Here is a 20,997-nt window from a genome sequence, read left to right as displayed (position 1 = left end):
TGCGACAATGGGTCGCAAAGGGGCGGGGAACTGCCGCATTCGAAAGAATGCGGCAGTTGAGGTGTTGCGAATGATTACTTTTTGCCTTCCGCTTGCAGATTTTCTGTATTCAATCCATGCGACAGGCTGTACACATAAGCTGCTAGCAATTGTACTTTATCGTTACCCAGTAACTCGTTCTGCGCCGGCATATGACCCTGGCGACCGTGGCGGATGGTCTGCTCGAGCTGGGTCAGGCTCGTTCCGTAGATGAAACCGGCCGGGTGCGTCAGGTTCGGCGCCCCCATGGCGGCGGTGCCCTGGCCGTTGGCCCCGTGACAGGCGGTGCAGGTGGTGTTGAAGGCTTGCTGCCCGGCTTGCAGGTCGGCCTTGCTGTCCGCCGGTAATGGCAAGCCGGCCAGTTCATGGCGTACATAAGCAGCGACGTTCTTCACCCCCGCTTCGCCGAGGATTTCACCCCAGGCCGGCATCGCCGCCATACGGCCACCGAGGATGGTGGTCTTGATGGTGTCGGCGTCGCCACCCCAGCGCCAGTCGCTGTCCGCCAGGTTGGGAAAGCCGAACGCGCCCTTGGCATCCGAGCCGTGGCACACCGAGCAGTTGGAGGCGAACAGGCGCCCACCCATTTTCAGCGCTTGCGGGTCCTTGGCCACTTCCTCCAGTGGCATGGCGGCGAATTTGGCGAAGATCGGTCCGAATCGGGCGTCGGCCCGGTCCATCTCCTTTTCCCACTCATGCACGCCGGTCCAACCGTTGGCGTAGCCGGGCAGGATGCCTTTCCAGTTGCCCAGGCCGGGATAGAGGACCAGGTAGCCGACGGCGAACACCAGGGTGCCGGCGAACAGCATGAACCACCATTGCGGCAACGGGTTGTCGTACTCCTCGATGCCGTCGAAGCTGTGGCCCATGGTCTGGTCGACGCTGCCCTTGGTTTCGCCCTTGCGGGTGCCGATCAGCAGCCAGGTCAGGCCGATCAGGCTGCCGATGGTCAGTACGCAGATCCACGTACTCCAGAAAGTGGTCATGGCCGGGTGCTCCTTGTGGCGGATTCTTCGGGGATCTCGGGTTGGGGTTCGTCGGCGAACGGCAGCAGGCGCGCTTCGGCGAATTGCGCGCTGCGCTTGCCGTTGAACACCCACAGCGTCAGGCCGACAAAGGCCACGAACACCACGACCGTGCCCAGGCCGCGGATCATTCCAGTACTCATTTCAACGACCATGGCTCACCTCTTGCTCTTGATCGCAGTGCCGAGCACCTGCAGGTAGGCGACCAGTGCGTCCATCTCGGACTTGCCCTTGAGCGACTCGGCCGCGCCAGCGATGTCGTCGTCGGTATAGGGCACACCCAGGGTGCGCATCGTCTTGAGCTTGGTTTCGGTATGACCGCTGTCGACCGCATTGGCCACCAGCCACGGGTAGGCCGGCATCTTCGATTCCGGCACCACGTTGCGCGGGTTGTACAAGTGCGCGCGGTGCCAGTCATCGGAGTAACGCGCGCCCACCCGGGCCAGGTCCGGACCGGTGCGTTTGGAACCCCAGAGGAACGGGTGATCCCACACGCTTTCGCCGGCCACCGAGTAATGCCCGTAGCGCTCGGTCTCGGCGCGGAACGGACGGATCATTTGCGAATGGCACCCCACGCAGCCTTCGCGGATATAGATGTCGCGGCCTTCCAGTTGCAGCGCGGTATAGGGCTTCATGCCTTCCACCGGTTTGTTGGTCACGTCCTGGAAGAACAGCGGGACGATCTGGGTCAGGCCTCCGATGCTCACGGCCAGGATCATCAGCAGCAGCAACAGGCCGACGTTTTTCTCGATTGTTTCGTGTTTCATGGCGGACTCCTCAGGCCATCTGCGCGGCAGCGGCGGCTTCGGCAGGCTGCGAGGCCCGCACGGTGCGCCAGGTGTTGTAGGCCATCAGCAACATGCCGCTGAGGAAGATCGCCCCGCCCACCAACCGCACGACGAAGCCGGGGTGGCTGGCCACCAGGGTTTCGACGAAGGAGTAGGTCAGCGTGCCGTCCTCGTTCACTGCACGCCACATCAGGCCCTGGGCGATGCCGTTGACCCACATCGAGGCGATGTAGAGTACGGTGCCGATGGTGGCGAGCCAGAAGTGCGCGTTGATCAGGCCGATGCTGTGCATCTGCGGGCGACCGAAGATTTTCGGGATCATGTGGTACAGCGCGCCGATGGAAATCATCGCCACCCAGCCGAGGGCGCCGGCGTGTACGTGGCCGATGGTCCAGTCGGTGTAGTGGGAGAGGGCGTTGACCGTCTTGATTGCCATCATCGGCCCTTCGAAGGTCGACATGCCGTAGAACGCCAGCGACACCACGAGGAAGCGCAGGATCGGATCGCTGCGCAACTTATGCCAGGCGCCCGACAGGGTCATCATGCCGTTGATCATCCCGCCCCAGCTCGGCGCCAGGAGGATCAGCGACATCACCATGCCCAGCGACTGCGCCCAGTCTGGCAGGGCGGTGTAGTGCAGGTGGTGGGGACCTGCCCAGATGTACAGGGTGATCAGCGCCCAGAAGTGCACGATCGACAGGCGATAGGAGTACACCGGGCGCTCGGCCTGTTTCGGCACGAAGTAATACATCATCCCGAGAAAACCGGCGGTGAGGAAAAAGCCCACGGCGTTGTGGCCGTACCACCATTGCACCATCGCGTCGGTGGCGCCGGAGTACAGCGAATAGGACTTGGTGAAGCTGACCGGCAGCTCCATGTTGTTGACGATGTGCAGGATCGCCACGGTGATGATGAAGGCACCGAAGAACCAGTTACCAACATAGATGTGCTTGGTCTTGCGCTGCATGATCGTGCCGAAGAACACCACGGCGTAGGCGACCCAGACGATGGTGATCAGGATGTCGATCGGCCATTCCAGCTCGGCGTACTCCTTGGAGCTGGTGTAGCCCAGCGGCAGGCTGACGGCCGCCAGCAGGATCACCAGCTGCCAGCCCCAGAAACAGAAGGCGGCGATTTTCGGTGCAAACAGCTGGGTCTGGCAGGTGCGTTGCACCGAATAGAACGAACTGGCGAACAGGGCGCAACCGCCGAAGGCAAAGATCACCGCGTTGGTGTGCAGCGGGCGCAGGCGGCCGAAGCTGGTCCAGGGCAAATTGAAGTTGAGTTCGGGCCAGACCAACTGGGCAGCGAGAAAAACCCCGAGCCCCATGCCGACGATGCCCCACACCACCGTCATAATGGCGAATTGGCGGACCACCTTATAGTTGTAGGCGGTACTGATAGAAGTGTTCATGGTTCCCCATCCACGGTTCAGCCCAAGTGTGCAAGCGCACCCTTCGGCCTGAGTTATAGGCAGACTAAAAGCGAGGCAAGCATGGACAAACAGCACAAGGCCGGTATTGACGGGGATCAATGGGCGCAGTGCGTGCGCGAACATGGATGGAAGTGGGATGCGGCGTCGGGCAAGGCCTCGGCGACCCTGATCCTGGCGCATGGCGCCGGTGCACCGATGGACAGTAACTGGATGAACGACATGACCGCACGCCTTGTGGCGCAAGGTGTCAGCGTGCTGCGCTTCGAGTTTCCCTACATGGCGCAGCGGCGCATCGATGGCGGCAAGCGCCCCCCCAATCCGATGCCCAAACTGCTGGAGTGTTGGCGCGAGGTGTACGCGCAGGTGCGACGCCATGTCACTGGGCCCCTGGCCATTGGTGGCAAGTCCATGGGCGGTCGGGCGGCCAGTATGCTCGCCGATGAATTGGGCGCCGATGCGTTGGTGTGCCTGGGTTATCCGTTTTATGCGGTGGGCAAGCCGGAAAAACCTCGGGTCGAGCATTTGGCTGGATTGAAGACGCCCACGCTGATCGTGCAGGGCGAGCGGGATGCGTTGGGCGATCGCGAGGCGGTCGAGGGTTACTCGCTGTCCCCGAGTATCGACGTGTTCTGGCTGGTGGCGGGGGATCATGATTTGAAGCCGCTGAAGGCTTCGGGGTTTACGCATGAGCAGCATCTGGACGTGGCGGTAAAGATGGTGGCCGAGTTTCTTGAATAAAGTTCTTTTAGAACACAGGGCATCATCACTAGTTTGCGATGAAACCCGGCATTCTTTTATTGATTGGACATGTCCAGATTGAAACTACCGCTAGGGTTCAGGTGCAGGTCCATGAACATTGCAGAGAATGTACCTGTGACTGTCCATGTGTTGGGGGCGATCATTACACTCGCCTCACCGCGGTCCGCAAAAGTAATTTTGGCGATAGGGCCGCCGACCCAATGCAAATGAAATATTTCAAGCCGCTCTGGCCCACCTACCGTGAACACTCCATCTACGGGAGCCGCGTTATTGAAGGGGAGCAGTAAACCATATCCGTGAATATTTTCTTCAAGTCCGTAGCTGCCAAACCATAGCCATGAGTCGGCGCCATCTGGTTCCGCGGCTATAAGAAATCGTGCGAGCTCCGCCTTGTAATCTATATCTTTTAATCTCCATTGAAACTCGTTGATTCTACCGATTGGAAGGTCGCTGATAGTGGCCGACCCATCTTTGTTTCTAGTGATTTTTACCTTGGCTAACGGCGTGTTTGGATGCTTGTTATTGTTCATATAAATACTCTTCTCTATGGCGTTGGTTATTACGCTTCAGCTAGAGCTATCTGCGCGATGCATAGAGAATGTCGGAAGTAGTGCGGGGTAGATACTGGTAAAAGTGACAGTCGTTTATATCGATTCGGTGTGTTTCGGTGCTGAGCTAGTTGTTTGCGCAATATTCAATAACTCATCCTGGCTGAGAAATCCTCGGTGCAAAAATGAGAAAAGCCCTGCAAGTATGAACTTGCAAGGTTTCTCGGTCGGGCTGACCTTCTCGTGGCAGTCGAAAGCTCGCCCGGCATTTCTTCTCAACTAACGATCAGCGATTAAACCGCTCCACCAACGAGTACTGCGTATTCGCCGTCTTGGTCAGCTCTTCACTCAACAGCGCCGAGTTCTGCGCCTGTTCCGAGGTCTGGTCCGCCAGTGCCGAAATGTTGCTGATGTTGCGGCTGATTTCTTCGGCCACGGCGCTTTGCTCTTCGGTCGCGGCAGCGATCTGGGTGGTCATGTCGGTGATGTTGGCCACCGCCTCGCTGATGCCGACCAGCGCCTGATCCGCTTCCAGCACCCGCGCCACGCCTTCTTCGGCCTGGCGATGTCCGGCTTCCATGGTCTGCACCGCGGTGTTCGCGGTTTGCTGCAGCTTGGCGATCAGGGCATGGATCTGCCCGGTGGATTCGCTGGTGCGTTGGGCCAGTTGGCGAACTTCGTCAGCCACCACCGCAAAACCACGACCCATCTCGCCGGCACGCGCCGCTTCAATGGCCGCGTTCAGTGCCAGCAGGTTGGTCTGGTCGGCAATGCCCTTGATCACGTCGACCACGCCGCCGATTTCGTTGCTGTCCTTGGCCAGTTGGGTCACGGTCACCCCGGTTTCCCCCACCACCACCGACAGGCGCTGGATGGCTTCGCGGGTTTCCCCGGCGATGTCGCGACCGCGGCCGGTCAGGCGATTGGCTTGCTGGGTGGCGTCGGCAGTGCGCTGCACATGGCTGGCGACTTCCTGGGTAGTGGCCGCCATCTGGTTGACGGCGGTGGCGACCTGCTCGGTTTCAACGCGTTGGCGTTCCAGGCCGCTGGAGCTGTCGTGCGCCAGGGCGTCGGACTGCTTCGCCTGGTCGGTCAGGTGCTCGGCGGTGTCCTGCAGGCGGGTCAGGCAGGTTTTCAGGCGTGCCTCCTGGCTGAGGATCGACATTTCCAGGCGTGCCTGGGCACCGCGGCTGTCGGTGTACATCTGCGCGATCAGCGGGTCGGACGTGGTCTGCTCGGCCAGGCGCAGCAAACGCTTGATGCCGCGTTGCTGCCAGCTCAGGCCCAGCAGGCCCAGTGGCACCGAAAGACCGGCCGCCAGGGCGAAGCCCCACTGGGAGGTCAGTGTCGCACCGATCATGAAACTCAACTGGCTGACCAGAATGAAAGGCAGCCAGTCCTGCAGCACCGGCAACCATTTATCGGTGGCAGGGATGGCTGGCTTGCCCTGGTTGATGCGTTGGTAGAGCGCTTCGGCGCGGCGTATCTGTTCGGCGGTGGGCTTGACCCGCACCGACTCGTAACCGATCACCTGGTTGCCTTCGAAGATCGGTGTCACATAGGCGTTAACCCAGTAGTGGTCACCGCTCTTGCAGCGATTCTTGACAATGCCCATCCATGGCAAGCCTTGTTTGAGTGTGCCCCACATGTGCGCGAAGACCGCGGCGGGTACGTCGGGATGACGCACCAGGTTATGCGGCGCGCGGATCAGTTCCTCACGAGAAAACCCGCTGATCTCGACGAAATCGTCGTTGCAGTAGGTGATCATGCCCTTGGCATCCGTGGTGGAAATCAACCGTTGCTGAGCCGGAAAGGTCCGTTCGCGTTGTGTAATGGGCTGGTTATTACGCATGGCTTGTTTAATCCGCAAGGCTTTGACGGGTTGTCGGCCGTGCAGCGGCTTTATTGAATTTATTTTTTTTTACCGGGCGCCCGGCGTCGATCAAGGCGAATAGGCGACGACGGGTCGTACTGTAACGGTTTGTAAGGGTTTCCCTGCAAGGGCGCTCAGCGTATGATTTTGCGCCCCCGGCAGTGGCGTTTTAGTAGCTCACCCTTGAGTGGCGCTGGAGTCGATGCCGGGCAAAAAGTACTCCTAATAATAAATACAGAGTCACTACCCAACGGAATTCAGCAAGTTTCTCAAGGTTATGTCGGACCCATGAGGGTGTTCGATGCACCCATCGCACGAAGCGATGGCGGTACCGTTGAGAATATAAAAAGGTGGAGAAAGTCATGCGTAAAAAAGTTGCAATAATTGGGGCTTCGTTTCGTTTTCCCGGCTCCACTTCCGCAACTTTTTGGCAGAATCTGCTGGAAGGGCACGACTTCATCACGCAAGTCGACCCGTCCCGCTGGTCCCGCGATGCGTTTTTCCACCCGGACAAGGCCAACCCTGGCACCGCCTACACCCTGGCGGCTGGCACGCTGGGCGACATTTCCACCTTCGATGCCGGCTTCTTCAGCATTTCTCCCCGCGAAGCGGCGATCATGGACCCCCAACAGCGCCTGTTACTGGAGCTGGGCTGGGAAGTGTTCGAGAACGCCGGGGTAAAACCGTCGAGCGTGCGCGGCAGCAATTGCGGTGTGTACCTGGGCATTGCCAGCACCGACTACGCCTATCGCCTGTCCCATGACCTGTCGCTGGTGGATGCCTCGACGGCCACGGGCAACACCTTCAGCATCGCGGCCAATCGCCTGTCGTATTTCTATGACCTGCACGGCCCGAGCATGGCGGTCGACACCGCCTGTTCCTCGTCGCTGGTCGCGTTCCACCAGGCCTGCCAGGCCATTCAAAGCGGCGATATCGACCAGGCACTGGCCGGCGGTATCAGCCTGCACTTGCACCCATTCGGCTTCCTGATCTTCTCCAAGGCCTCGATGCTGTCGCGCAAAGGGCGCTGCAACGTCTTCGACGAAGCCGGCGACGGTTATGTGCGTTCCGAAGGGGCAGGGCTGTTCTACCTCAAGGATTACGACAAGGCGGTGGCCGATGGCAACCAGATCCTCGCCGTCGTCGCCGGCAGTGCGGTCAATACCGATGGGCGCAAATCCGGGCTGACCGTACCCAGCGCCGATGCGCAGGCAGCGTTGATGACCCAGGCCTACGCCAGCGCCGGGATCTCGCCAGCCGACATCGACTACCTGGAAGCCCACGGTACCGGTACGCCGGTGGGCGACCCCATCGAAAGCCGGGCCATCGGCCTGGCCCTGGGCCAGGTGCGCGGCGCGGACAAGCCGTTGTTGATCGGCTCGGTCAAGAGCAACATCGGTCACCTGGAGGCCGCGTCCGGCGTGGCCGGCTTGATGAAGGCGCTGTACTGCGTCACCGAGCGCCAGGTGCCGGCCACCATCGGCATCAAGAACCTCAACCCGCGTATTCCGTTCGACGAGCTCAACCTCAACGTCGCCACCCGCAACCACGCCCTCAAGCCGGACGGCACGCTGGTGGTGGGGGTCAACTCGTTCGGTTTCGGCGGCGCCAACGCCCACGTCATCCTGCAAAGCCACACGCCGGGCGTTGTGCCGCCGGTTACCCAGGCGGGCGCGGTGCCGTTGATGGTCTCGGCCAAGGACAGCGCCGGGTTGGCGGCCATGGCCGAAAGCATTGCCCAGCACCTGGGCGATCACCCGGCAGCCAGTCTGTATGACGTGGCCTACCAGGCGATGATGCGTCGCGACCTGCATCCGCAGCGCGTAGTGGTGTTCGGCTCCGACCAACAGCAAAGCGCCCAGGCGTTGCTGGATTTCGCCCTGGACCCGGCCGTACCGGCCTTGAGCGCGGTGGTCGAAAGCGGTCGCGCGCTGGATCAGGCCAAAGGCCCGGTGTTCGTCTACTCCGGCAATGGCTCGCAGTGGCAGGGCATGGGCAAGGCGCTGCTCGCCGATGCGGTGTTCCATGCCGCGGTGAGCGAAGTCGACGCGCAGTTCCAGCCACTGGCCGGCTATTCGCTGATCGCCGAACTGGCGGGCGAATACGGCCAGGAGCGTTATCACCTGACTGAGCTGGCCCAGCCGGCACTGTTCGCACTGCAAGTGGGCGTTACTCGCATGCTGGCCAGCCAGGGCGTGGTACCGCAGGTGGTGATGGGCCATAGCGTTGGCGAAGTGGCGGCCGCCTGGGCCTGTGGCGCCCTGAGCCTGGCCGACGCGACCCGCGTGATCTACCACCGCAGCCGCCTGCAGGGGCTGACCGCCGGCTCCGGGCAGATGTCCGCCGTGGGCCTGTCGGGCAGTGACACCGCGAACCTGTTGCTGGAGCTGGGCTTGGACGACGTGGTCGTCGCCGGCGAGAACAGCTCCAAGGGCGCCACCGTGGCCGGTTCCGTGGCCGGTCTTGAGCGTCTTGAGCAGGCGCTGACCGAACGCCAGGTATTCGTGCGCCGCCTTGGCCTGGACTACGCCTTCCACTCGCCGGCGATGAACGTGATCGCCGAGCAGGTGGTCGAGGCATTGCGCGAGATCGCGCCGCGCGCCAGCCAGATCCCGATGTATTCCACGGTCACCGGTGGCCTGCTCGATGGCGAACGCCTGGACGCCGAGTACTGGTGGCAGAACATCCGTTTCCCGGTGTTGTTCCAGTCCGCCAGCGAGACCCTGTGCGAGCAGGGCTACAACGTCTTCGTCGAAGTCGGCCCGCACCCGATCCTGCGCAGCTATGTCAGCGATGCCCTGGCGGCACGCGAGCAACAGGGCGTGGTGATTGGCACGCTCAAGCGTCATGACGACGCGCCGCCCATGGTCACCCGCGCGGTGGCCAAGGTGCTGATCAGTGGCGCCGAGACCGACCTGGCGTGCCTGTTCCCGAGCACCGGCCGCTTCGTGCGCCTGCCCAACTATGCCTGGCAGCGCGAGCGGCACTGGCACGCCGATACCCCCGAGTCGGCGCGCACGCTGTACCTCGACCGTGTGCATCCGTTGCTGGGCCATGCGGTACCCGGCCACGAACTGACCTGGGACAGTCGCCTGGACACGCAATTGTTCCCGTCCCTGGAGGACCACAAGGTCGGCGACGCCGTGCTGTTCCCCGGCGCCGGTTTCACCGAGCTGGTGCTGGCGGCAGCGCAGTGCCACCAACCGGGTGAATTCGTCGACATCGAAGAGCTGGAAATTCACAGCCCGCTGGTGCTGCACGCCGAGTCGAGCAAGCGCGTGCGCGTGCAGATCGACAGCAGTGACGGCACGGTGTCGATCGTTTCGCGCAGCACTTCCCAGGAAGAACCCTGGGCCCGCCACGTGGTTGCCCGCCTGCCGGGCGAGGCCCGTGGTGTGCTGCTCAACGAACCGGCACCCGCGTTGCCAACCCGCGCCGCGGATTTCAGCCGTGCCGAACATTTGCAGCTGACCTCGGCGGTCGGCCTGAATTACGGCCCGGCCTACCAGGCCATCGAAGCCGGCTGGATCGACGGTGACCAGGTACTGGCGCAGCTCAGCGTGCCGAGTGTCATCGCTTGCGAACTGGCGGCCCTGCACTTGCATCCGGCGCTGCTGGACAGCGCGTTCCAGCTGATCACCCAATTGCTCAGCCGCGACCCGAAGGCGCGCAACGGGCTGGCGTTCATCCCGGTAAAACTGGGGCGCATCAACTTCGCCGCAGGCAGCCTGCCGCCGTGCCTGGCCAAGGTGCGCCTGGTGCGTCGTTCGGAACACTCGCTGCTGGCCGACTTCACCCTGTACGACGCCGAGGGGCGCGCCGTGGTGTGCATCAAGGACGCACGCTTCCGTGCCGTCAAGTTGCACAAGGACCGCAGCGGCGACCTGAAACTGGTGGACTTCGCCGGCATTGCCAAACCCTGGCCGCTGGCCGCCCGTGCGTTGCCGCAACCGGCCTCGCCATTGCGCGATGCACTGGCACAAAGCCTGGCGTTGGTGATCGATGAACCGACCCTGGTGCGTTACAGCCAGGAAGTCGATCCGCTGTTGGACAGCCTGTGCGCCAGCTTCGTGCTGGAAGCCATCGAATCCCTTGGCGGCCAGCTCAGCGCAGCGCAACGGGCGACCTGGCAGGCCGCCGCGCAAGGCTTCTGCGGCTACCTCGATCACCTGCTGCAGCAAGCGCTGGACGACGGCAGCCTGATCGCCAGCGGCGATGGCTGGCAGTTGGCCGATCAGGGCGAGCAACCGAGTGCCCAGGACATCTGGCAGGAACTGTTCCGCAGTTATCCCGAGCACTTCCAGATCATTCACTCGGTGGGCCGTATCGGCATCCACCTGCTGGACCTGCTCAGCGGCGCGACGCAGATCGACGCGCTGTTGCCGCGGGAAACCTCGCCGGCGCAACTGGCCCGCCAAGTGCTGGGTGCCAGTGGTTACCACGCCTTGCTGGACGCGATCAAACGCCACATCGACCAACGCCTGGCCGTGCTGCCGGCCGGTCAGCGCCTGCGCATCCTCGAGCTTGGCTTCGGTGGATCGCCGTTCGCCGCGCAACTCTGTGCGCAGCTGGACTTCGACCGAATCGACTACCAGTACAGCGCCGACGACCTCGACCCGGCCAGCTTGCTGCAAGCCGACTTCCCGGACCTGCAGCTGCTCAACCTGAGCGACGCCGCCCAACTGCCGGCCGTGCCCGCCCAGGGGTTTGACCTGGTGCTGGTCGCCAGCGACCTGGCGCCGCTGCAAGCCATCAGCGCAGGCCTGAGTCATGGTGCGGCGCGCTTGTCGGCAGGTGGCCAGCTGATGCTGGTGGCGCAGCACCCGGCCCGTTGGGCAGATTTCGTGTTCGGCGCGCAACCTTCGTGGTGGCTCGCCGGGCAGGGCCAGGACAGCCTGTCGGTGCAGCAGCGCCCGGGCTTCTGGCAACAGGAACTGCGCCGTCACGGCCTGAACGTCGGCGAGGCGCTGGAATTGAGCCCGGCCATGTCCAGCGGCAGCTACGTGCTGGTAGGCGCGGCTGAACAAGCGGCGGCCTTCGAGTCGCAACCCCTGCCGGCCCAGCGCTGGTTGCTGGTGGCCGATGAGCAGGGCGCGGAACAAGCCTTCGCCGAACAACTGGCTGCCGCCCTGCGCGAGCAAGGGCAAAGCGTTGACTGGTTGGCGCCGGCACCGGCCCAGGACCTGGCCGCGCAACTGCGCACCACGCCCGCGCCACAGCACCTGCTGTTGCTCAGTGGCCTGTTCGGCAGCGAGGGCCTGGATGATCAGGCGCGGCGCTGCATGCTGGCCGCGGCACTGACCCAAGCGTGCGAGCAGGCGGGCATCAGCCCCGATTGCTGGCTGCTGACCCGCGGCGCGGCGGTGCATTTGCTGCCGGCCGCGGCACAGGTCGCCGGTAGCCTGGCATCCGTCGCCGACGCGGCGCTGTGGGGCTTTGGTCGCACCCTGGCCAACGAAGCCGTGGGTTGCCGCGTGCGCCTGCTGGACCTGGCCGAAGGGGCCGGTGTCGAAGCGTTGCTGCCGGCCCTGCTCAACGCCGATGACGAAACCGAACTGGCCATCAGTGCCGAGGGCGATCGTTACGTAGCCCGCCTGCGGGTGCGCCCTCATCATCAGGAGGCTGGCGCCGAGCAACAGCTCGCGACCCAGGTCAGCCTTGGCTTCGAGCTGCCGGGCCAGTTGCGCAACCTGCGCTGGGAAGCCCATGAGCCGTTACTGCCGGCCGGCGATGAGCTGGACATCGAGGTGCAGGCCACCGGCCTGAACTTCCGCGATGTCATGTATGCCCTCGGCCTGTTGTCGGACGAAGCCATCGAGAACGGCTTCTCCGGCCCGACCCTGGGCTTCGAATTCGCCGGTGTCGTGCGCGGCAAGGGTGCGCAGGTGCAGGGCGACTTCCAGCCGGGTGACCGGGTTGTCGGCTTTGGCCCGTCGAGCTTCGCCAATCGCCTGATCACCAATGCCAATGCAGTGGCGCGGATTCCCGAGGGCATGTCCTTCGAGGCGGCGGCGACCATTCCGAGTACCTTCTTCACCGTGTACTACGCGCTGCACCACCTGGCGCGCCTGGAACCGGGCGAAAAAATCCTCATCCACGGCGCCGCGGGCGGTGTCGGCATTGCCGCGATCCAGATCGCCAAATGGTGCCGGGCCGAGATCTACGCCACCGCCGGCAGCGATGAAAAACGCGACTTCCTGCGCCTGCTCGGGGTCGAGCATGTGTTCGATTCGCGCTCGCTGGCGTTTGCCGACGAGATCCTCGCGATCACTGACGGCCGTGGCGTCGACGTGGTGCTCAATTCCCTGGCTGGCGAGGCGATCAACCGCAACCTGCAAGTGCTCAAGCCCTTCGGCCGTTTCCTGGAGCTGGGCAAGCGTGACTTCTACCAGAACACCAAGATCGGCTTGCGTCCGTTCCGCAACAACATCAGCTACTTCGGCATCGACGCCGACCAGCTGATGAGCGAACGCCCGGACCTGACCCGCCGCCTGTTCAGCGACATGATGCAGCTGTTCCGCGATGGCATCCTCAGCCCGTTGCCGTACCGTGAGTTCGATGCCAACGATGTCGTCGAGTCGTTCCGCTACATGCAGCAGGCGCGGCAGATCGGCAAGATCGTCGTCACCTACCGCACGCCGATCCAGCAGGTGTTCCGCGCACCGCTGGCACAGGCGCAGGCATTGCAGCTGGCGGCCGACGGCACCTATCTGGTCACCGGCGGGCTCAGCGGTTTCGGCCTGCGCACCGCGCAATGGCTGGTGGACAAGGGCGCGCGGCACCTGGCGTTACTGGGTCGGCGCGGCGCCGCCACCGAAGAAGCGCAACCGGCGCTGGCGGCGTGGCGTGAGCAGGGCATCGAGGTGCAGGCGCTGGCTTGCGACATCACCGACAGCGCCCAACTGCGCAGCGTGTTGGCCAGCATCGAAGCCTCCACGGCGCCGCTGCGTGGCGTGGTGCATGCGGCCACCGTGTTCGAAGACGGACTGATCCGCAACCTGACCCAGGCGCAACTGCAACGGGTGCTCGAACCCAAGGCCAAGGGCGCGCAGTACCTGCACGAACTGACCGCGCACCTGGCGCTGGACTTCTTCGTGCTGTTCTCCTCGGCGACCACCCTGTTCGGCAACCCGGGGCAGGCCAACTACGTGGCCGCCAACCACTGGCTCGAAGCCCTGGCCCGTCATCGCCTGCTGCAAGGCTTGCCGGCCACGGCGGTGCTGTGGGGGGCCATCGACGATGCCGGTTTCCTCGCGCGCAACCAGGACGTCAAGGACGCCCTGCAAAGCCGCATGGGCGGCGCGGCCTTGCAGTCGCAAGCGGCGCTCGACACCCTGGAACGCCTGCTGTTGCAACAGCGCTCCGGGCTGGGTGTGCTGGAGCTCGACTGGAAAGCCCTGTCGCGCTTCCTGCCAGCCGCCGGCTCGCCCAAGTTCAGTGAACTGGCGCGCCTGCACAGTGGCGAGCAGGAGGAGGAGAGCAACGTCGATGACATCCAGCGCCTGTTGCTGGAGATGAACGACCAGGAACTCACCGAGCTGTTCGCCGAGATGCTCAAGCAGGAAATCAGCGAGATCCTGCGCATGCCGACCAGCAAGCTCGACAGCAGCCGGCCGTTGCAGGAACTGGGGCTGGACTCGTTGATGAGTGTGGAGCTGGTGGTGGCGGTCGAGGAGCGCTTCGGCATTCGCTTGCCGGTGATGGAGCTGAGCGAAACTTCGAGCATCGCCAAATTGACCGTGCGCATTCTCGAACTGTTGCGCGGCAGCCAGGATGCCGAGGCCGCCCCGATTGCCGAAGACAACTTGCAGGCGCTGACGCTGGCGCGCCATGGCGCCGATCTGTCCGAAGCCGAGCTGGCGCAGGTCCGTGAAGGCGCGCGCGACCCTGATTCTCAACTATCCCGTTTGATCAATTGACTATGACCTCTAAAAGTACTTCAGGGCTTGGCGCTTCGATGAAAGACAAGCTGATCCAGCAAGCCCTGGAGCGGCGCCTGCGGCAGACCGGCGACGGCGCGCCGCCGGCCTCGCTGGCGGACGTCAGTCGCCATGCCCGGGCGGTGCCGGAGCAGTTCTACCGCTTCGACCAGCACCCCGGTTACCAGCAACTGCGGATCATGCATGACGGCGCGGCGCGCTTTGGCCTGACCAATCCGTTCTTCAAGCTGCATGAAAGCCTGGCGGGCGCCGAAACCACGATCGGCGGGCAACGCTTCGTCAACTTCGCCAGCTACAACTACCTGGGTTACTCCGGGCATCCGCTGGTTGCCGAGGCGGCCAAGGCGGCGATCGATCACTACGGCACGTCGGTGTCGGCCAGCCGCCTGGTGTCCGGCGACCGGCCGATCCATCGCGAGCTGGAGGCCGAACTGGCGCGGCTGTACGAGGTGGACGACGCGGTGACCTTCGTCAGTGGCCATGCCACCAACGTCACCACCATCGGCTACCTGTTCGGCCCGCGGGACCTGGTGATCCACGACGAACTTATCCACAACAGCGTGCTGCAAGGCATCCAGTTGTCCGGCGCGCGGCGCTTGAGTTTTGCCCACAACGACTTTGACGCCCTCGACCGTCTGCTGGGTGATCAACGCCAGCATTTCGAGCGGGTGCTGGTGGTGCTCGAAGGCATCTACAGCATGGACGGCGACTACCCGGACCTGCCGCGCTTTGTCGAGCTGAAGAACAAGCACAAGGTGTTTTTGATGGTCGACGAGGCCCACTCGCTGGGGGTCATGGGGGCCAACGGCAAGGGCATTCGCGAACACTTCGGCCTGGCGGGCAAGGACGTCGACATCTGGATGGGCACCCTGAGCAAGACCCTGGCCAGCTGCGGGGGCTACATTGCCGGCGAGTCAGCCCTGGTCGAACACCTGAAATTCATGGCGCCAGGGTTTCTCTACAGCGTCGGCATGCCGGCCTCGGTGGCGGCGGCGGCACTGGCCGCCGTGCGCTGCCTGGCCGACGACGCCGAGCGCGTGGCGACCTTGCAGGCCCGCGGCCAACAGTTCCTCGCCCTGGCCCGTGAAGCGGGGCTGGACACCGGCACCAGCACCGGGCTTGCGGTGATTCCGGTGATCACCGGCAGTTCGCTAAAAGCCACGCAACTGTCCGGTGCCTTGGCCAAACGCGGGATCAACGCGCAACCGATCCTGCACCCGGCCGTCCCGGAAAAAGCCGCGCGCGTGCGTTTCTTCGTCTCGTGCCTGCACACCCCCGAACAAATCGCCGAAACCGTGGCCATCGTTGCGCAGGAGCTGCAAAAGCTCTAACGCCGCCTCCGCCACTCGCTCGCGGCCGCTCCCGATCCAATGTAGGAGCTGGCTTGCCAGCGAAGGGTCCCTCAAGCCCAACACAAAATTCAAAACCGCCTTCGCCGGCAAGCCGGCTCCTACAGGTCCCGTGCAATGCCACGATGTTTTTGTAGGAGCTGGCTTGCCAGCGAAGGGTCCCTCAAGCCCAACACAAAATTCAAAACCGCCTTCGCCGGCAAGCCGGCTCCTACAAATCCCGGGCAATGCCACGATTTTTTTGTAGGAGCTGGCTTGCCAGCGAAGGGTCCCTCAAGCCCGATACAAGATTCAAGACCGCCTTCGCCGGCAAGCCGGCTCCTACAAGTCCCGTGCAATGCCACGATGTTTTTGTAGGAGCTGGCTTGCCAGCGAAGGGTCCCTCAAGCCCAACACAAAATTCAAAACCGCCTTCGCCGGCAAGCCGGCTCCTACAACCAAATGGCGTCCCACAATGGATAATCGTGAACCCGCCTGACCAGGCCAGCCCGCAATGGATTGGCAATGATGTAACGCGCCACGGCCCGTAAATCCTCCTCGCGACGAATCGCCCGGTCATGGAAACCTTTCTGCCACATCTGCCCGGTGCGGCCCAAGCGGGCATTCACGGTCCTCGCGCAACGGGATTTGGTCGCCCTCATCAAGCAAGCCAGCGTGTTGTTCTGGAGCTCGATCAGCCAGTGAAAGTGGTCAGGCATCACCACCCAGGCCAGGGAATTGGCCTGCTCCTCTGTCTGGGCCTGACGAAATTGCTCGACCACCAACCGTCCGACACGCCAATCGCTGAAGAGCGGTTCGCGCAGGCGGGTAACGGCGGTGAGCAGGTATATCTGTCCGGACTGCGAGTAGCGCCCGGAGCGCAGATGGTTGGCATGTGATCGAATGGACAATCCTTTGCCCTCCTTTATCAATCGAAAAAGGTAAGGCTAGTGCGCAGGAAATTTGACATTGAAAAGGTTTGGTTCCGGATATGACCAAGCCAGATGCCACAATGCTTTTGTAGGAGCTGGCTTGCCAGCGAAGAGGCCCGCCAGCCCAATACAAAATTCAAAACCGCCTTCGCCGGCAAGCCGGCTCCTACAGGTCCCGCCAGGATGGTCCGCTGCAACACCACGCTGTATGTGTAGGAGCTGGCTTGCCAGCGAAGGCGTCCTCAAACCCGATACAAAATTCAAGACCGCCTTCGCCGGCAAGCCGGCTCCTACAGGTCCCGCCAGGATGGTCCGGTGCAACACCACGCTGTATGTGTAGGAGCTGGCTTGCCAGCGAAGGCGTCCTCAAACCCGATACAAAACTCAAGACCGCCTTCGCCGGCAAGCCGGCTCCTACAGGTCCTGTGCAATGCCAGGATGGTCCGCTGCAATACCACGCTGTTGGTGTAGGAGCTGGCTTGCCAGCGAAGAGGCCCGCCAGCCCAATACAAAACTCAAGACCGCCTTCGCCGGCAAGCCGGCTCCTACAGGTCCCGTGCAATGCCACGATGGTCCGCTGCAATACCACGCTGTATGTGTAGGAGCTGGCTTGCCAGCGAAGGCGTCCTCAAACCCAATACAAAACTCAAGACCGCCTTCGCCGGCAAGCCGGCTCCTACAGGTTCCGTGCAATGCCACGATGGTCCGGTGCAATACCACGCTGTTTGTGTAGGAGCTGGCTTGCCAGCGAAGAGGCCCTCGAGCTCGATATAAGAATCAAGGCCGCCGGCAATCCTCAGAACATCCCCTTGAGGTACCTGCGAATCTGTCGATAGCGTGCACAACTGTCGAGCAGACCAGGTTGGGGGCGGGCATTGTGAGCCTGGGCCTGTTGCGGGCTGCAAGGCAAACCGCGGATGTGTGCCAAGGGTTGTTCATTACCACACGGCCACTGCAACGCATCCGGGCGCAGACGCCACACCGGCACGCCATGGGCCTCGGCACCGGCCTGCAGGTCAGCTGATTCACAGGCATGCCACACCAACAACTTGCCGGTTTCGCGAGCTACCGTCGGGATCAGTTCGGCGTTATCGCGAGCGAACGTCAACTCCCCCCAGCGGCTGTTGAGCAACGAACGCATCGCCGACCGCTCGCGCCGCGGCACCCCAATCACCGTCACGCTGCCGGCAAACTGGCTGTCCTGCTGTTTTTGCCGGGCCAGTTGTCGGGCCACGGTCATGACGTCGCAGCGCTGGTCGGTCAACGGATCGACATAACGGCAATAGCGGATGTACGCGGCCGCCACCAATTGCTCCAGAGTCGGTCGGGCCTGGCGGCGGGGGATGGCCAGGCGGTCATCGGTCAAGCCCCAGCCTGCATAGAACGGCAGGCCGAAACAGGTCACCGGGATGCCCTGGATCAAGGCTTCGAGCCCGGCTTGGCTGGTGCCCACATAAACCCGCCGGGCCCGGCGCGCCAGGGAGGCCCAGGACACATGACGACTCTCAAGCACCAGGCCGCGCTCGCGTGCGGCATCGAGCAGGCAGCTTTTCTTGTGGCCGCTCACGCAGTCCGGGTGGATCCGCACCCGCACATCCGCCTCGGGGTTTTCCGCGAGGGCCGCGTCGAGCATGCGGATGAAATCCGCCTCACACAGCCCGCCACCGGGAATCGAAAAGTCGCCGTAGGTCTGATCCACCACCAGCACCAACGGCCGATCCTGCCCCAGCGGATCGTCATCGCTCAAGTCTGGCGCATTGTTGTACTTGCCGATGCCGCTGCTGCGCATCAGCGCAATCAGTTCCTGCGCGGTGGCCAGGTCCGCCGCGCTCAGGGTATGGGGCACCTGCAGGATGTTTTCCAGAAGCGACGGCCGATCGGCCAGGTAATGAATGCCGATCGGGTCGACCACCATCGACATCGGCGTATCGCCTTCCACCCCCAGCGACGAAGAACGCAGGAAGCCGTCCTCCAGCGCCACATAGGGAATCCCCCAACGCTTGCACAATACCCGCGCATGGTCGGACGAACTTTTGTAGCCGATCCCGGATATCGCCTTCAACCCCGCCGGCCGCTGTAGCCCGCGGCGCCACAGCCACTTTGGCGGCCCCTCAGGGTCGAGAAACTCGCCCAGGTGAAAGACTTTCCACATCACCCATTGCGACATGATGCCCACCCAGCCGGGACCTTCCACCAGGGACTCAAGGGCGACGGGTCGATGCATTTCGTGGGCACTCATGGGCGGGGCGACAACAGACGGCGCAGGTTGATCACGGTGGGAATCGGCATCAGGCGGCTGAGCCAGCTCATGGTGCGTATCGACACGAAACCGTGGTGGGCATAAAACGCCCGGGCGGCAAGGTTTTTCGCCTGCACTTCCAGCTCGATTTTTTCATGCTCGCTGTCCAGCGCCTGCGCACACACCGCCTGCAGCAAGGCGCTGGCGACACCCTGGCGGCGGTCGACTTTGTGAACGCGCAAGCCGTACAGGTAAAACCCGTAGTACCACTCGCGGCACTCGCTGATCATGAACAGCCCGTAGCGCAACGTGCCGCCCAAACGGCCGAACTCCCGCACGAAGGGGCGAAGGCCTGGTGAAAACGGCCCGCGTCTATGGTGTTTGAACGTCGCATAGCCGACGGCGCCATCACTGCGATAGGCAAGCAACACCCGGTCCCAATTGATCCCGTCCGCCAACAGGCGGTGTCGGCAATCTTCGTCGCCGAGGATGAACTTCAGCGAGCCGCGCCCCGAGGTGATCCAGCGTGCAATCGCAGGCGTGCGCTCCGAGGTATTCGAAGCGAGGACGATCTGCACCGGCTCACGCTGCATCGCGTGCCGACGCCAGGTGATCGATAAACGCCTTGGCCAGGTGCTCGACGCCCAGGTTCGCCGGGGCGCTGGCGCCACGCGTGGTATTGGACCAGATGAAGTACTCGGTATCGCCATCCGGCTCACCCAGGGCGGCATAGACGTCGGGCAGGATCGGTACATGGTCACCGAAGAAACACAGCCCGGTCGGTGTGCCGCGCGCCAGCATGTGCTCGCGCAACTGGCCGAGCATGCGGTCGGCGTTGCCCAGGTGACGCACGTACGGGGCGAGGTCGCGCAGGTCATCAGGCAAAGGGCGGTCGAACCATTGTCCGAGATCGTCCGCCGCGACGCTTTCCAGGTGCAACGGCCCGTGGTTCTCCATGGTGATGGCATGGATGTACAACGGCTGCGTGCGGCCCGGGGCATCGAGCAGTTCGCGGATCTTGTCGGCCACCGCGCAGTCACCGATAAACGGCCCGGCCTTCTGCTGCTCGGTGAAGCTGCGCACGTCGATGAACTCGTCGAAGCCCAGTGCCGGCAACACCTTGTCTCGGCCGTAGAAACTGCCCACATAAGGATGCACGCACACCGTGCGGTAGCCACGGCTTTTCAGTTCCAGGGCGATGCTGGCAACGCCCTGGCGCGCCAGGTGGCGATAGGGGTTGAAGCGGTGTACGCCGAGTTGGTCGACCTTTATGCCGGTCAGGAAGGCGAATTCGGTACGCACCGTATTCGCCCCCCAGGCCGCCACCTGCAACCGGCCCTGGGCCAGCGCTTCAGCGCGCAAGGTGTCGAACTGGCTGAGGACCTGCCCACGAATGCCGGGCCACACGCGGCGCGCATCGAAAAACGATTCGCTCTGCACCGACACCAGGTCCGCCAGGACGGTATCGGCCATGGGACGCGCCTCCTCGCCAAGGAACGGCGAGTTCAACGACGCCAGCGTCACAGGACGCCGGGCAGCAAAAAAGTACGTCCACAAACTGCCCGCCAGGCCCCAGCGAGCCAGGTCGAGGGCGGCGTCGAACGTCGGTTGCAGCGGCTTCAACCCGCCCAGCCAGAGCAACGCCAGGCCACCGAGCAAGGTGCCGGTCGCCACGGCGCGGGCGTTGGCGCCGACCGGTTCGAAATACAGCCCGCAACCCAGATAGATGACAAACAACACCGCCAGGCCAATGGCCTTGCCGATACCGAAAAACGGCAGGTACAGGCGCGGATAACGCACCGCATCGCTGAAGTATTCGAAGTCGGCGCAGACGAAGGGCTCGCGCAACGAATGGTATTTGGCATTGCTCACCAGCACGATCAACAGCCACAGGGCCAGCACGTTCACTCCGCTGAACCAGGCGCGACCGGTGATCAGGTACAGCAAGCCGACGGCGAACGCCCAGGCGCCGGCATGCAGCAGCCAGGCGCGCAGCGGGCGACGCCAGCCGGGGCAGGGCACCAGCAGTTTTTCGAAGGCACACGACAGGACAAACCCGAGCACAAGCACCAGGCCAAACGCACTACTCAA

At 63.2% G+C, this 20,997-nt stretch carries 13 protein-coding genes; 3 read left to right on the top strand and 10 right to left on the bottom strand.

What is annotated here, in order from left to right; all coding sequences use genetic code 11:
* Positions 1 to 74: 74 nt before the first annotated feature.
* The 4 genes from ccoP to ccoN are packed head-to-tail and all read right to left on the bottom strand — an operon-like array spanning position 75 to position 3,266.
* The gene (gene ccoP, locus BKX96_RS11745; RefSeq protein ID WP_077183973.1) at positions 75 to 1,025 is read right to left on the bottom strand and encodes a cytochrome-c oxidase, cbb3-type subunit III; all 951 of its coding nucleotides are present in this window, start codon (positions 1,023 to 1,025) and stop codon (positions 75 to 77) included.
* On the bottom strand, positions 1,022 to 1,219 hold the full coding sequence (locus BKX96_RS11740; protein WP_046819469.1) for a cbb3-type cytochrome oxidase subunit 3: 198 nt from the start codon (positions 1,217 to 1,219) through the stop codon (positions 1,022 to 1,024). Before BKX96_RS11740 ends, ccoP begins: the two co-directional genes overlap by 4 nt.
* A gap of 3 nt (positions 1,220 to 1,222) precedes the next feature.
* Positions 1,223 to 1,831, bottom strand: a complete 609-nt coding sequence (ccoO, locus tag BKX96_RS11735; protein WP_046819470.1) for a cytochrome-c oxidase, cbb3-type subunit II — start codon at positions 1,829 to 1,831, stop codon at positions 1,223 to 1,225.
* A gap of 10 nt (positions 1,832 to 1,841) precedes the next feature.
* Positions 1,842 to 3,266, bottom strand: coding sequence for a cytochrome-c oxidase, cbb3-type subunit I (gene ccoN, locus BKX96_RS11730; protein WP_046819471.1), 1,425 nt, complete (start codon positions 3,264 to 3,266; stop codon positions 1,842 to 1,844).
* An 81-nt stretch (positions 3,267 to 3,347) separates the two neighbouring features.
* Here ccoN and BKX96_RS11725 point away from each other — a divergent pair, with 81 nt between their 5' ends.
* Positions 3,348 to 4,025, top strand: a complete 678-nt coding sequence (locus BKX96_RS11725) for an alpha/beta family hydrolase (protein WP_077183971.1) — start codon at positions 3,348 to 3,350, stop codon at positions 4,023 to 4,025.
* 56 nt (positions 4,026 to 4,081) lie between these two features.
* Here BKX96_RS11725 and BKX96_RS11720 read toward each other — a convergent pair whose 3' ends face one another.
* Both BKX96_RS11720 and aer read right to left on the bottom strand, forming a co-directional pair.
* Positions 4,082 to 4,576, bottom strand: coding sequence for a hypothetical protein (locus BKX96_RS11720; protein WP_077183970.1), 495 nt, complete (start codon positions 4,574 to 4,576; stop codon positions 4,082 to 4,084).
* A gap of 304 nt (positions 4,577 to 4,880) precedes the next feature.
* On the bottom strand, positions 4,881 to 6,446 hold the full coding sequence (gene aer, locus BKX96_RS11715; RefSeq protein ID WP_046819474.1) for a methyl-accepting chemotaxis protein: 1,566 nt from the start codon (positions 6,444 to 6,446) through the stop codon (positions 4,881 to 4,883).
* 383 nt (positions 6,447 to 6,829) lie between these two features.
* On the opposite strand from aer, the gene BKX96_RS11710 reads away from it, so the two are divergent.
* Both BKX96_RS11710 and BKX96_RS11705 read left to right on the top strand, forming a co-directional pair.
* The gene (locus BKX96_RS11710) at positions 6,830 to 14,386 is read left to right on the top strand and encodes a type I polyketide synthase (protein ID WP_077183969.1); all 7,557 of its coding nucleotides are present in this window, start codon (positions 6,830 to 6,832) and stop codon (positions 14,384 to 14,386) included.
* A gap of 2 nt (positions 14,387 to 14,388) precedes the next feature.
* A complete protein-coding gene (locus tag BKX96_RS11705) occupies positions 14,389 to 15,738 on the top strand; it encodes an aminotransferase class I/II-fold pyridoxal phosphate-dependent enzyme (RefSeq protein ID WP_077183968.1) in 1,350 nt (449 codons plus the stop codon).
* A 449-nt stretch (positions 15,739 to 16,187) separates the two neighbouring features.
* Here BKX96_RS11705 and BKX96_RS11700 read toward each other — a convergent pair whose 3' ends face one another.
* From BKX96_RS11700 to BKX96_RS11685, 4 genes are all read right to left on the bottom strand, one after another.
* Positions 16,188 to 16,646 (bottom strand): REP-associated tyrosine transposase, encoded by a 459-nt coding sequence (locus tag BKX96_RS11700; RefSeq protein ID WP_077183966.1) that lies wholly within the window; start codon positions 16,644 to 16,646, stop codon positions 16,188 to 16,190.
* Positions 16,647 to 17,463: 817 nt separating this feature from the next.
* Complete coding sequence (locus BKX96_RS11695) at positions 17,464 to 18,891, bottom strand: capsular polysaccharide export protein, LipB/KpsS family (RefSeq protein ID WP_077183965.1); 1,428 nt, start codon at positions 18,889 to 18,891, stop codon at positions 17,464 to 17,466.
* 11 nt (positions 18,892 to 18,902) lie between these two features.
* Complete coding sequence (locus tag BKX96_RS11690; protein ID WP_077183964.1) at positions 18,903 to 19,499, bottom strand: GNAT family N-acetyltransferase; 597 nt, start codon at positions 19,497 to 19,499, stop codon at positions 18,903 to 18,905.
* Entirely contained in the window at positions 19,489 to 20,997 is a 1,509-nt protein-coding gene (locus BKX96_RS11685) for an LTA synthase family protein (protein WP_077184506.1), read from the bottom strand. Before BKX96_RS11685 ends, BKX96_RS11690 begins: the two co-directional genes overlap by 11 nt.

The sequence above is a fragment of the Pseudomonas putida genome (assembly GCF_001976065.1).
GTDB lineage: Bacteria > Pseudomonadota > Gammaproteobacteria > Pseudomonadales > Pseudomonadaceae > Aquipseudomonas > Aquipseudomonas serbica.
Note: the sequence above shows the minus strand (reverse complement) of the source record. Positions and strands in the feature narration are given on the sequence as shown.

Bases quoted from the DNA above. Each gene is read 5' to 3' on its own strand.
- aer (WP_046819474.1), bottom strand. From the start codon at position 6,446: ATGCGTAATAACCAGCCCATTACACAACGCGAACGGACCTTTCCGGCT.
- ccoN (WP_046819471.1), bottom strand. From the start codon at position 3,266: ATGAACACTTCTATCAGTACCGCCTACAACTATAAGGTGGTCCGCCAA.
- BKX96_RS11705 (WP_077183968.1), top strand. From the start codon at position 14,389: ATGACCTCTAAAAGTACTTCAGGGCTTGGCGCTTCGATGAAAGACAAG.
- BKX96_RS11725 (WP_077183971.1), top strand. From the start codon at position 3,348: ATGGACAAACAGCACAAGGCCGGTATTGACGGGGATCAATGGGCGCAG.
- BKX96_RS11720 (WP_077183970.1), bottom strand. From the start codon at position 4,576: ATGAACAATAACAAGCATCCAAACACGCCGTTAGCCAAGGTAAAAATC.
- BKX96_RS11690 (WP_077183964.1), bottom strand. From the start codon at position 19,499: ATGCAGCGTGAGCCGGTGCAGATCGTCCTCGCTTCGAATACCTCGGAG.
- BKX96_RS11740 (WP_046819469.1), bottom strand. From the start codon at position 1,219: ATGGTCGTTGAAATGAGTACTGGAATGATCCGCGGCCTGGGCACGGTC.
- ccoP (WP_077183973.1), bottom strand. From the start codon at position 1,025: ATGACCACTTTCTGGAGTACGTGGATCTGCGTACTGACCATCGGCAGC.
- BKX96_RS11710 (WP_077183969.1), top strand. From the start codon at position 6,830: ATGCGTAAAAAAGTTGCAATAATTGGGGCTTCGTTTCGTTTTCCCGGC.
- BKX96_RS11695 (WP_077183965.1), bottom strand. From the start codon at position 18,891: ATGCATCGACCCGTCGCCCTTGAGTCCCTGGTGGAAGGTCCCGGCTGG.
- ccoO (WP_046819470.1), bottom strand. From the start codon at position 1,831: ATGAAACACGAAACAATCGAGAAAAACGTCGGCCTGTTGCTGCTGCTG.